Annotated in this window: 10 protein-coding genes, 1 tRNA gene and 1 pseudogene; 8 read left to right on the top strand and 4 right to left on the bottom strand. The window is 68.5% G+C overall.

What is annotated here, in order from left to right; all coding sequences use genetic code 11:
- Positions 1–768: tetratricopeptide repeat protein (locus ACFXMF_RS43615; RefSeq protein WP_380021163.1), on the top strand; the 768-nt coding region annotated here is incomplete at its 5' end.
- A gap of 772 nt (positions 769–1540) precedes the next feature.
- Here ACFXMF_RS43615 and ACFXMF_RS43610 read toward each other — a convergent pair.
- The 3 genes and pseudogenes from ACFXMF_RS43610 to ACFXMF_RS43600 all read right to left on the bottom strand — a co-directional run bounded on the left by ACFXMF_RS43610 (position 1541) and on the right by ACFXMF_RS43600 (position 4067).
- Complete coding sequence (locus tag ACFXMF_RS43610) at positions 1541–2302, bottom strand: zinc-ribbon domain-containing protein (RefSeq protein WP_379987756.1); 762 nt, start codon at positions 2300–2302, stop codon at positions 1541–1543.
- 144 nt (positions 2303–2446) lie between these two features.
- Positions 2447–3094 (bottom strand): annotated as a pseudogene (locus ACFXMF_RS43605) (zinc-ribbon domain-containing protein); the annotation flags it as partial.
- Entirely contained in the window at positions 3030–4067 is a 1038-nt protein-coding gene (locus ACFXMF_RS43600; protein WP_379987694.1) for an IS110 family transposase, read from the bottom strand. The pseudogene ACFXMF_RS43605 and the gene ACFXMF_RS43600, both read right to left, overlap by 65 nt.
- 826 nt (positions 4068–4893) lie before the next feature.
- Here ACFXMF_RS43600 and ACFXMF_RS43595 point away from each other — a divergent pair.
- The 3 genes from ACFXMF_RS43595 (at position 4894) to ACFXMF_RS43585 (ending at position 7256) form a co-directional block, all read left to right on the top strand.
- On the top strand, positions 4894–5568 hold the full coding sequence (locus tag ACFXMF_RS43595) for a helix-turn-helix domain-containing protein (RefSeq protein ID WP_379987693.1): 675 nt from the start codon (positions 4894–4896) through the stop codon (positions 5566–5568).
- A 195-nt stretch (positions 5569–5763) separates the two neighbouring features.
- A complete protein-coding gene (locus ACFXMF_RS43590) occupies positions 5764–6033 on the top strand; it encodes a helix-turn-helix transcriptional regulator (protein ID WP_379987691.1) in 270 nt (89 codons plus the stop codon).
- Between the two features lie 26 nt (positions 6034–6059).
- Positions 6060–7256 carry a tyrosine-type recombinase/integrase gene (locus ACFXMF_RS43585; protein ID WP_379987689.1) on the top strand — a complete coding sequence of 399 codons (1197 nt, stop codon included), beginning with the start codon at positions 6060–6062 and terminating at the stop codon, positions 7254–7256.
- Between the two features lie 68 nt (positions 7257–7324).
- Here ACFXMF_RS43585 and ACFXMF_RS43580 read toward each other — a convergent pair.
- A tRNA-Pro gene (locus ACFXMF_RS43580) sits at positions 7325–7398 on the bottom strand.
- 125 nt (positions 7399–7523) lie between these two features.
- On the opposite strand from ACFXMF_RS43580, the gene ACFXMF_RS43575 reads away from it, so the two are divergent.
- From ACFXMF_RS43575 to ACFXMF_RS43560, 4 genes are all read left to right on the top strand, one after another.
- On the top strand, positions 7524–8486 hold the full coding sequence (locus ACFXMF_RS43575; protein ID WP_379987687.1) for a hypothetical protein: 963 nt from the start codon (positions 7524–7526) through the stop codon (positions 8484–8486).
- Positions 8487–8580: 94 nt separating this feature from the next.
- Complete coding sequence (locus tag ACFXMF_RS43570; RefSeq protein WP_360324999.1) at positions 8581–9435, top strand: AraC family transcriptional regulator; 855 nt, start codon at positions 8581–8583, stop codon at positions 9433–9435.
- A gap of 45 nt (positions 9436–9480) precedes the next feature.
- Complete coding sequence (locus ACFXMF_RS43565) at positions 9481–10401, top strand: DMT family transporter (RefSeq protein WP_379987685.1); 921 nt, start codon at positions 9481–9483, stop codon at positions 10399–10401.
- 361 nt (positions 10402–10762) lie between these two features.
- Positions 10763–11935 carry a M28 family peptidase gene (locus ACFXMF_RS43560; protein ID WP_360325005.1) on the top strand — a complete coding sequence of 391 codons (1173 nt, stop codon included), beginning with the start codon at positions 10763–10765 and terminating at the stop codon, positions 11933–11935.
- Positions 11936–12010: the final 75 nt, after the last annotated feature.

Here is a 12010-nt window from a genome sequence, read left to right as displayed (position 1 = left end):
CTTGGCGTCACCCTGCGCGAGATGCGCCGGTTCGACGAAGCCGTCGCCGCCCACGAGCATGCTCGCGACGTTTACCACGCTCTCGGCGACACCCATCGCGAAGCCGGCGCGTGGACCAACCTCGGTGCCGTCCTGCACACGATGCGCCGATTCGACGACGCCGTCACCGCCCACGAACACGCCCGCGACATTTACTACACCCTTGGCAACACCCACCGCGAAGCTGGCGCGTGGAACAACCTCGGCGTCACCCTGCGCGAGATGCGCCGGTCCGACGATGCCGTCTCTGCCCACGAGCACGCCCGCGATACCTACCACGCTCTCGGCGATACCCACGGCGAAGCCGGGGCGTGGACCAACCTCGGCGCCGCTCTGCGCGACGTGCGCCGGTTCGATGAGGCCATTGCCGCCCACGAGCACGCCTGCGGCACTTTCCACGCCCTCGGCGATACCCACGGCAAAGCCCGCGCCTGGGTGGGGCTCGGGGAGGCGTTGCGTGAATTGGGCAGATTCGACGAGGCATTCGCCGTGTTGGACTCGGCAGTGGAGCAGTTCACGCGAGACCAGGCGTGGGCGGAGGCGGGTTACGCCCGGGTCGCGTGGGCGCAGACGGCAGTCGCCGCCGAGCGAGACGAGACGGAGGTGGAACGGTCGTGGCAGGCGGCGGTGGCCGCGTTCAACCAGGCTGGCGCCGGACGCGAAGCAGATCTCGCCCGCCAGGGCATCGACCCCGCCACAGGCGACGGCTCAGGCTCATTCACCACGTGAACACCAGCGGACGTTGTCACACTGGGTCAACCCGAGGCTCATCGGGATTACCTCCGCGCAATGGTGAGGAGGGTGGCGCAGGTCTGCACCCTCCATTCAGCGTGGGTCTTGCGGGCTACGCGAGGGCGTCGAGCAAGTCTCCCTGGGGAGCAAGCCGAAGTGATCCGGAAGCACTGAAGGGTTCCGGATTCCGGGAGGGGGTCGACCGCGAATCCGTGCCAGTGATCCGATCCACATATTCCAATCGGCGATGAGGCCACCATGCCCGAGGAAGGGAACCCGATCGGCATGTCACAAACCAAACTTTGACTTCGTGACCACCACGATGGCACAACTACTCGAAAGGCTGTTCCCGCGCCACCTTCACGAGGTGATGTGTCCCGGAGGAACCCCGGGGCGCATCACAGAAACCTCCGATCAGTACACGCGTTTGCGCGTGAATGGTCGGCTGAAGCTTCCGTCGCCGCAGTGGAACGAGCAGCCTGGGGGCAAACACAGCATCATCGGGGCGAGAGGCCGAGGATCGGCGGGCGGCGGGCTCGGCTGTTCTGCGCGTGGCTGTCCTGGCCGCGGTTTCGGGTCGTGATCCCGGTCTGGGACTGCACGTTTTACTTTGGTGGCCTGCCCCTGCGGGGACTCCTTTCTCCTGAACCATCAAGATCCCGTGTCTTCGATGTCCATACATCGGGGAAACACCCGACTGTCGGATGCGCTGTGATGCGCCGGTCCCCGGCGGACCGTGGCCGTGTTCGTCCTTGCGTTCACCGGCCCTTCAACTTCTGCGTGAGTGGGGGCAGTGCTGGCAGACCATGCCCTTGCTTCGGTTGGCCACGGAGTCTTCGGCGGCATGCCCCTCGGTGCAGAGCCACCACACCACACGCCGGGTATGGGGCGTGACATCTGAGGGTAGAAGGGTGCCGTTGAGCGTGGAGTGCCACTGCGCGGCGAGGTCAGGTCTGCGTGCTGCGAGCGAGGTTGTCTCGGTGGCGTAGCGGCCGGAGCAGAAGCCGCATCCTGTACCTTTGCCGACCCGCTGGTCGATCTTGGCCCGCCATGTGTGCCCTTCCGTGCACAGCCACCACACCTCTTTCCCCGAGCCAGCAGTGACCTGCTGCGGGGACAACTCCCCGTTCAGGTGAGGATGCCATTGCTTGGCGATGAGAGGGAATTGCGCAGCGAGGGATCTGGAACCGTGGTCTTGGGCGCGCAGCGCGTTGACGGCTCGGTCCGCTTCTTCCTGGGCGACGAGCAAGCCTGCGGCAATGTAAGTCACGGCCGCTTGTCGCGCAGGGCTTGTGAGGAGGAAGCCCTCGTCGAGCATTTTTTGCAGGACCGCTGCTGCCACGTGGAAGGGCCTCGCGGCTCTCGGTGCCGTAGTGTCGCACGGGCCTGTCAGAGGCAGTGGGTGCTCGCGTACCCTAATCACTTGGTATCCGGCCCGTTGCAGCCGATCCGTCTTCTTCCGGTCAAGCGAGACCTTGTCCTTGTGCCAGTAGAAACCGTCGTACTCCACGGCGACATCGCCGAGGATCATGTCCACCCGCAGACGTTGTCTATGCTGCGCCTTTAGGCGCACGTCGCGCCTAAGCGGCTTCACGTGGCCGCTCAACACCTGGCGAAGCTCGGCGAAGGCTCTCAGCTCCACCTCCGATGCGCCAATGAGCTTGCACCGATCGCACGAGCTTCCAGCAGATCGCTTGAAGACCATGGCTTGCCATTCGTGGCCGCTGGCACAGCGCCACCATGCGTTGAGTCGTGCACCGTAAGAGATTTGCTCTGGTGACAAGCCATTATTGCGGGTGGGGTGCCACTGCGCTGTGAGTTCCGGGTGCCGCGTGGCGAGGTCGTTGCCATACCCGACCTTCTGATTAGCGCAGTACGGGCATCCGGAACGCCTGGCTGTGCGGTTCGCTACGATCGCCTCCCACTCGTGACCGCAGGTTCCCAGCCACCACACCTTCCTGTTCGACTTGGGTGCGGTTCGGTCCGGTTGGACGTCTCCGTTTCGGGTGGGGTGCCAGTCGCGAGACACATCCGGAAACTGAGTCGCCAGGTCGTTGCCGTACCCCACTCTGCGCTTGCCGCAGTAGGGGCATCCGCATCCACGGCTCCTGCTGTGGACCACTGCTTGCCACTCGTGGCCACACGGACCGAGCCACCATGCTTTCCGGCTCGACCCTGCTGCAACCGAATCTGGAGTGAGTTCACCGTTACGAACGGGGTGCCATTCGCCAGCTACCTGTGGCGCGGCCAGCCTTAAACTAATGGCACCTCTTGCCCGCCTCGGCTCGTGATGGTCGGCTGCCGGTAGGTCCGCAGATGTCATGGCTTTGGAGACTAACTGCTGGCACTGACAGTGAGTTTCCTTTGGGTGGGGACGATGTTCGGATGTGAAGAGTAGGGGTCGGTTGTAGTTGTGGAGGCGGCGACGTACGCCCGATACCCGGCCGCTGTCGTGTGGTATCGGGCGAGGCCGGCGTAGGCGGTGAGGCTTCCGACGTTGGCGAAGCGGGTGAGGTCGCCGCCGGTGTGGTGACGAAGTGGGCGCCGAGCACGTCGCCGATGCCGGGCATGCTGGTGATCAACGTGGCGTCGGGATGGGTGTGGAACTGGGCCGTGATCCGGTGCTCGACCTCGCGAATGCACCGTTGCAACTCGACGGCTTCGTGGGCGAGTTCGGTGATCAGGGCGGCCGTGAGTTCTTCGCCCGGGACGATCACGTGTTGACGGTGGGCGGCGGTCAGGGCGCGTTCCGCCAGAGCGTCCGCTCGTCGGATGTGTCGCCTTCGCAGCCACGCCGTCAAGCGGTGCTGGCCGATCCTTCGTAGGGCTGTCGGTGTGGGGTAGCTGCCCAGCAGGATCAGAGGTCCCTGTAGGCGGACTTCGAGTGCCCGGCCAAGAGCCGGTGCGATGGTACTGAGGTGGCTGTGGGTGCGGTTGTAGACGCGTGTGCGGTCGCAGACCAGGTCGACGCGGCGTGCGGTGAGCAGCGCGAGGTTGACTGTGATCGCGTCCGGTGGGGACAAGGTTCGCAGGTCTTGGCGCACTCTGGCTTGGTCGGCGAGGATCGCCGCGTCGCGGGCGTCGGACTTACCCTCGCCGGGATAAAAGCCCGCAGCACTGTGCATGAATCGGCCGGGGAGGTAGACGAGTTGTTGACCTTGGTGGTGGAGCAACGTCCGCAGGTCGGCTTCGTCGTTGGCCACCCGACGTGATAGCAGCGTGTTTCCGTCGTCGTCGATCGCGACGTAGTGATGGTGGGTCCCGCCGATATCCATTCCAACCCAGATCCCGGCCACCACACACCTCCCCTCCGAGGAAGAAATACCGAGGGGTTCCGCGAGGGTGGCCGACCGCGTATCAGTGCTGGCGATCCGGTCCACGCATCCCAATCGGCGATGAGGCCACCCACCGAACACTTCGGACGGTCCTATCGCGCAAAGCCATCACAGCTGCACGTGCGTGCAAGCCATGCCCGAAGAAAGGAACCCGATCGGCACGCTACGAACCAAGCTTCGGGTTCGTCACCACTACGACGGCGCGACCACCCGAAAGGCTGGTCCCGTGCCCCCCTCACGATGTGATGCGACCCGGAAGAGCCCCGGGGCGCATCATAGAAACCTCCGACCAGTGCACGCATTTGCGCGTACGGCGCGTGCACGGCGGTTCCGGCACCCGCCGACATCCGGCGGTATCGGCACCCGATTTCGGGGCATCAGACGGATTCAAAACGGGACACAGCGTCCCTCTGTGGCACCCTCCGTCAGCATTCCTTCGGCACTTACAAAGCAGGGGGCGACGGTTCGAGCCGTGTCCGTGGCTCACGGGGACGGAGCCTAAGGGATTCGTCGACGTGCGCTTCGTCGCGTAGCTGCTGCCGGACGTTGGTGGGGTCTCCTGGAGGGGCGGCCGGTGTGACGCCGCTGCGCGTTGTGCGCAGGCTTGGTCGGCCCCTGGTGTCAGCCCACGTCCAGAGTCGGCTTTCACTCCTTGGGACCGCATCGGCGGCATTGCACGGCCGTTCTCAAGTGTCATCGGCCAGTTCACTGTGTTCCGTCATGGAGCAAAACTATGGCTGAGGCGCTCTAAGGCGCTTCATTGCCGAGGTATGTCTAACTGCGTGACATGATTGTGCTGTACTGTGCTCACATGACGCAAAATGAGCAGGTGCTGAATCTGGTGGCGGTCGTCGCCGGTGAGGTGCGGCGCCATCGCAAGGCGCGGAAGATGAGTGCCCAGCAGCTCGCGGACGCGTGTACGGCGCTGGGTGTGGAGATGCAGCGTGGGGTGCTGGCGAATCTGGAGATCGGGCGGCGCGAATCGCTCGACGTGACCGAGTTGGTGGTTCTGGCCAAGGCGTTGGACGTGCCGCCGGTCGCCTTGCTGTTTCCCGTCGGTGAGGTTGCCACCGTGGCCCCGATTCCCGGCGCCGTCGTCGACACCTGGGATGCGCTCGCCTGGTTCACGGGGGAGACGCCGTTGTCCGAGTTGCCTCCCTCGGGCTCGCCACGCGCGCGTCTGGAAGCGTTCCGGCACCACGCGGTCGCGGTCGAGGCTGCCTCGGCTTCCGGCCGCCTGGCGCATGATCGGCGTCGGCTGGCCACGGTCAACCTCGATCCGGCCGAGCACGAGCGGTTGGGGCAGGTTGCGGCGCAGTACGAGCGGCTCGCGTTCGAGGACACTTTGGCCCTGCGGGATCTGCGCGCGCGGATGCGTGACCGGGGTCTGGAGCCGCCCCTTCTCCCGGCCGGCCTTGCCCACATCGACGAGGGCGCCACGCGGGAGGGCCCCGGCACGTGAAAGACCGGACACAACAACGCCGTTGCGGCGGTCGCGCCGAGGACGGCCCAGCGATCGGACCGCATGTGCGTTGCGCAGACGGGCCCGGCGCGTGGCGGTTGCGGCGCGTGCAGATAGCCGGTCCTCGGTACTTCGGGAACAGGCATCGATAACGGGCCGGTATGAGAACGACCAGTACGGACAGGGGTGGTGAAGATGCGTCATCTGCATCGGACGCGGGTTCGGCCGGCGAGCGCGGAGCGGGACATGGCCGGGGCGGGGATGTTGGAGGGCGGCTGGTATTCCACCGAGGAGGTGGCCGAGCTGCTGGGCGTTGATCCGTCGACGTTGCGGCGGTGGCGGACCGGAAGGCCGGTGCAGGGACCGCCGTTCGTGCCGTTGTCGGCGCGGACGACGGTGTACAGCGCGGCGGATGTGGAGGCGTGGTTGGCGAGTCGCCGGGTGGATCCGCAGGTGGCCGCCTGATGCCACCTCGAATACCGCCCACGGGCATGAGCCTGTCCGACGACATCGAGTTTCGGCCGGGGCGGCCGACGCCGTACCGGGCCCGGTTGCGATGGATCGATCCGGTGAGCGGGCAGCGACTGTCGGTCTCGGAGGCGCACGACACGCAGGACGAGGCCGAGGCGTGGATCGACCGGTTGCGGAAGTTGGCGGCTGCGGGCGTGGATCCGGCGATGGCTGTGATGCCGTTGGCGGAATACGGCGACCTGGTCATGGACATGGCCATGCGCGGGCTGGAGCGCAAGACCACCGACCCCTACCTGGCCGGGTGGCGAATGAGGGTCAAGCCGTGGCTGGGCCACTTGCCCGTGCACACCGTCACGTACGGCGCGGTGGACCGGGCCGTGTACGGGTGGATCGAGGACGGGGCGGGGCTGTCGACGGTCAAGAACACGATCGCGATCCTCGTGCGGGTCATGCAACAGGCCCAGCGGGACGGGCTGATCGAGACGAATCCCGCCCGCGTGACCGGTTGGCAGCACGCGTATCGCGCGGCCGAGGACGAGCTCGACGACCCGCGCGCGCTCGCCCTGCGCGACTGGGCCGCGCTCGACGGGCTGGCCGACGCGCTGGTCGCCCGCTCACACGGTTGCTATCGCGGTTGGGGTGACGTGGTGCGGTTCGCCGGCTGTACCGCAGCGCGCATCGGAGAGGTGTCCGGGATTCGGATCAAGGACATCGACACGACGACGTGGATGTGGAACCTGTGCCGCCAGACCACGACCTCGCCGGGTGGCCTGGTGGACAAGGGCACCAAGGGCAAGCGGCGGCGGTGGGTGCCGATCATCCCGCTGGTGCGTCCGCTCGTGCTCCACCGGATTGCGCTCGCCGGGCCTGATCCCGACCCGATGACCCGCTTGTTCACCGGGCCGCGTGGGGGACGGATCACCACGGCGATCCTGCGCGACGCCACGCATTGGGACGAGGTCGTGGCGGCGCAGGGCTACGAGTTCCTGTTGCGGCACGGGTTGCGTCACACCGGGCTGACGTGGATGGCCGACGCGGGGGTCCCGGTGCACGTGCTGCGGAAGATCGCCGGGCATGGATCGCTGTCGACGACGCAGCGATATCTGCACCCCGAACTGCGGTTGGTCACCAGTGCTTCGGAGGCGCTGCAGGTGCATCTGAACCCCGCGTGGTCCCCAAATGGTCCCCAAGCGATCCTGGACGCCTCGTCCAACTGACTTGTGGTCTAAACCAGTAAGAGGCGCTGACCTGGGCTTTCGCCTAAGTCAGCGCCTCTTGAACACCGTCGGGACGACAGGATTTGAACCTGCGACCCCTTGACCCCCAGTCAAGTGCGCTACCAAGCTGCGCCACGTCCCGGTGTCCGGCTGGCCGAACACCGAAACCATATCGCACTTTGGGGGGTGGTCCGCCACGTGGTTGTTCGGTGGTGTCGGGCGTGGGGAGGGGGGTGGGTCCGGGAAGATCTTGGGGTGGCTTATCCGGTGAATGTCGATGTCGTGCCGCTCGAGACCTATCCCGATCTGGATGAACTCCAGCGGCTCGGGGTCGGGGCGTTGCTGAGTGATGGGCTCGAGTCCGTGGAGGGGTTCGAGGAGGCGGATGGGGTCGGGGTGGACCTGGTGGACTTTCGGGTCACGCCCGGGTCGGAGGGGGCCGCGGTGTTGATGTCGGTGGATGCGCCGACGTTGGAGGCGGCCGAGCGCGGGGCGCGGCAGATGGTGCTGGCGGTGTTGGAGGCCAGTGTGTTGCTCGCGGATTGGCGGGTGGTGCGCAGCGAGGTGCAGCTTCACGAGGAGTTGGTGTACGAGAGTCTGCTCGCGGCGGACGGGCCGGACGCGCCGGCGGGGGATCCGGCGTTGCGGGCACGACGGCCGATGCCGGAGGAGCGGCTGCGGATCGAGCGGCAGGCGGCGGGGGTGCGGGCGTTCGGGCTGGACGCGTTCGGGTGTGAGCCGGACACCGCGCAGCCGGACGTGCCCGAGGAGAAGGCTCGGCTTGCGGCCGGGGCCGTGGCGAGTTCGGTCGGGGTGCTCGTGGATCTGCTGTTCACGGATCTGGTGAATCTTCGCGAGGCGGATGGGGCTTCGTTTTTCGTGCTGGATGCGTTGCCCATCCTGGAGGAGGGGTTCGTTCGGCGGTTCGTGGTGGCCGCCGTCGCGGTCACCGGGCGGCTCGGCGCGAACGAGTGGGCGCCGCCCTCGTGCTTTGCGGAGGAGATGGCGTTGCGGTTGTTGGTGGATCAGGCGGCGTCGCTGTTGGAGCGGCACGGGTTGTACGACGACGATGTCGAGGCGGCGTTCGTGACGTTCAGCGACGCGGCGTCGGACGATCCGGAGTCGGTCGAGCTGCGGCTGTCGGACCCCGGGCCGGAGGAGTGGTTCGAGCCGATCGTGCCGGGGCGGCCCCTGCACGGGTATTTGAGAGCGCATCGACATGAATGGTGACCTCGGAGTGCCGGGCAGCCCGGGTGGTTCGGGAGGTTTGTTCAGTGATGCCGCCCCGCCCGCCGCCTCCGACCGCGGGCGTGGGGAGTCCGCGGTGTGGACGCGCGTATACGGGGTCGAGGACACTCCGCTCGACCTGATGACCGCGCGATTTCGGCGGCACCGGTACGCACCCCACGCGCACGAGGAGTACGCGATCGGGGTCTGTATCGAAGGCGTGGAGCAGATCGGCTACCGCGGCGCGGTGCACCGATCCGGGCCCGGCACCATCGTGGTCGCCGAGCCCGGCGAGACGCACACCGGCGGGCCCGGCATCCCCGAGGGGTACGCCTACCGGGTCTTCTACCCCTCGGCGGCCCTGGTCGGCGAGGATCTGCCCGGCCCCGCACCGCACTTCCCGTCGCTGCTCGTGGCCGACCCGGGGCTGGCCGCCGAGATGGTCGCCGTTCACGTGCACCTGACCGCCGGCGGCGACGCGTTCGAGGGCGAGTCCCGCGTGGTGGAGGCGCTGCGGGCGCTCGTCGGGCGGTACGCGATACGGAACCCGGCCGATCGGCACGGCTCGCCGGACGCCGCCCGGGTCGCCCGCGCGGTGCGCGAGCGGCTCGCCGATCAGCTGGTGCGCCCGCCGTCGCTGAGCGAGTTGTCGGCCGGGATCGGACTCTCCCGCTACCAGACACTGCGCGCGTTCCGCGACGAGGTCGGCCTGCCCCCGTACGCCTGGCTTGCCCAGCACCGGGTCGCCCGCGCCAAGGTGCTGCTCGCCGCGGGCAGGACGCCGGCCGAGGCGGCGCTCGCCGTCGGTTTCGCGGACCAGGCGCACCTGGGGCGGTGGTTTCGCCGGGTGCTGGGGGTGACCCCCGCCGGCTACCGCACCAGTGTGCTGCGCGACAACGGCAGCACGCCGCCGCGCAACAACGTTCTAGACCGATCGGCCCCGCGTGGTTGATCATCCTCTTCGATCGAGCACCAGAGATTGAGGGGACACGGGGCCGTGAGTCGTCGTGGAGCGTTGTTGTTCGCGTGCATGTGTGTGATCTGGGGGATCCCGTACCTGCTGATCAAGGTCGCGGTGGACGAGGTGTCGCCCGGCGTGCTGGTGTTCGTGCGTACCGGGCTCGGGGCGCTGCTGCTGTTGCCGTTCGCGCTGCGGGGCGCCGGGCTGCGCGGTCTCACTCCGTACAAGTGGCCGCTCCTCGTCTTCGCGGTGACCGAGTTCGTCGGGCCCTGGTGGATGCTCTCGGACGCCGAGCGGCGGTTGTCCAGTTCGACGACGGGGCTGTTGATCGCGTCGGTGCCGATCTTCGGGGCGGTGCTCGTGTATCTGACCGGTGGTACCGAGCGCATGGGGGCGGTGCGCTGGGTCGGGCTGGCGATCGGGTTCGGTGGGGTCGCGGTGCTGGCCGGGCCGACGCTCGGCGGCGGGGATCCGTGGGCGGCGGTCGAGGTGCTCGCGACCGCGCTGTGTTACGCCGGTGCGGCGCTGGTGGCCGAGCGGCGGCTCAAGGACGTGCCGAGCCTGCCGATGACGGTGGTGTGCCTGGGCTTCACCGCGCTGGTGTACATACCGCTCGCGGCCGTGCAGTGGCCCGCGCACGTGCCGGGCGGCAAGGCGCTCGGGGCGATGGGCGTGCTGGCCCTGGTGTGCACGGCGATCGCGATGGTGATCTTCTTCGAGCTGGTGCGCGAGGTGGGCGCGGCCCGGGCCACGGTGATCACGTACGTCAACCCGGCGGTCGCGGTGGCGGCCGGCGTGTTGATCCTGGACGAGAAGTTCACGCTCGCGATCGGGGCGTCGTTCGTGCTGATCCTGGGCGGAGCCGTACTGGCCACGCGCAAGAACGCCACGCCGGTCACCCTGCCCGACGGGACCCCGGAGCTGCCGGGGGTGGTGGACGCACCCGGCCGCCGCTAGTGCCGGGCCGGCCTCGGGTGCTCCTCGGCCGGCCCGCGTCCGGCTCGTGTCCGGCTCTCGGCCGGTCCTCGACGGGCGGACAGGGCGCGGGTGGGCGTGGCATCGTGGCGGAATGACGAGCCACGGGGGAAGCGACGCAGAACGGGAGCACGAACCACAACAGGACAGCGACGCACACCAAAAGCCTGACCCACACCGGGGCAGCGGCACGCACCAGGAGCCCGACCCGCACCCGGAAAGCGACGCCCGACAACAGCGCGACGCCCAACGCCCAACCGGCCCGCAGCGCCCAATCGAACCGCAACGCCCAACCCGCCCCAAAAAGCGCTCCCGTCGGCCCTCCGAGGCCGAACTCCGAGCCGTGATAGAGCCGTTGGCCAAGATCGAGCGGCTGCCCACCTCGCCCGGCGAACGCGCGGCCGCGCAGCAGATCGCGGCGATGTTGCGCGAACTCGGGGCCCGGGACGCAGTGGTCGAGGAGGAGCCCGCATACGCCTCCTACGCCCGCCCGATCGGCACACTCACCGCGATCGCCACGGTGGCCGGTCTGCTCGCCGGGCGTTCGCGGGTCGCGGCGACGCTGATCGCCGCCGCTGCCGGTCTCGGCGTGGCCGACGATATCTCCTATCGCCGCCAATACGCCCGCCGCGCCCTCGGCGGCCGACGGCGCAGCGCGTACAACGTGGTCGCCTCGGTCGGCGACCCGGACGCCGCGCGCACCCTCGTGGTGACGGCGCATCACGACGCGGCGCCCACGGGGGCGGTGTTCGACGAGCGGGCCGCACGCTGGTTGGCCACCCGCTACCCGCACCTGGTGGACCGGGCGAGCGAGAACCCGCCGCTGTGGTGGCCGGTGGTCGCCGGCCCCGCCCTGATCGCGCTGGGCGCGGCCACCGGCGCCGACGGCGTGCGCCGTGCCGGGATCGCCCTGGCCGCGGTGAGTACGGCCGCGTTCACCCAGATCGGCCGCAGCCGCGCGGTCCCGGGCGCCAACGACAACCTGTCCGGGGTCGCCGTCCTGGTCGCGCTCGCCGCCACGCTGCGCGCCGAACCCATCGACGACGTGAGGGTGTTGCTCGTCTCGGCCGGCGCCGAGGAAGCGCTCCAGGAGGGCATTCGAGGCTTCGCCCGCCGCCACTTCGCGCAACTCGACCGCGACCGCACGTGGTTCCTCAACGTGGACACGGTGGGCTCGGGCAACCTGGTCCTGCTGGAGGCCGAGGGCCCGTTGCGCATGGAGCCCTACGACGTCCCGTTCAACAACCTGCTCTCCGAGTGCGCCACCCGCAACGACATCCCGGTGCTGACCGGACTACGCTCACGCAGTTCCACCGACGGCGTGGTGCCCAACCGGCACGGCTACCCCACCGCGACCCTGGTCTCGGTCGACGACCAGAAGCTGATCCCGCACTACCACCTGCACACCGACCTGCCCGAACACGTCGACTACGACTGCGTCGCAGACGCCTGCGCCCTCGCCGAGGCCGCCGCCCGAGCCCTGTCCCGAACCGAACCACCGTCCACCATCGGGTAGTTGGCACACCGGACCCGCGCCCGGCACCGGACCCGCGCCCGGCAGCGGACCCGCGCCCGGCAGCGGACCCGCGCC

Source organism: Embleya sp. NPDC059213, assembly GCF_042754445.1.
Lineage (GTDB): Bacteria > Actinomycetota > Actinomycetes > Streptomycetales > Streptomycetaceae > Embleya.
Note: the sequence above shows the minus strand (reverse complement) of the source record. Positions and strands in the feature narration are given on the sequence as shown.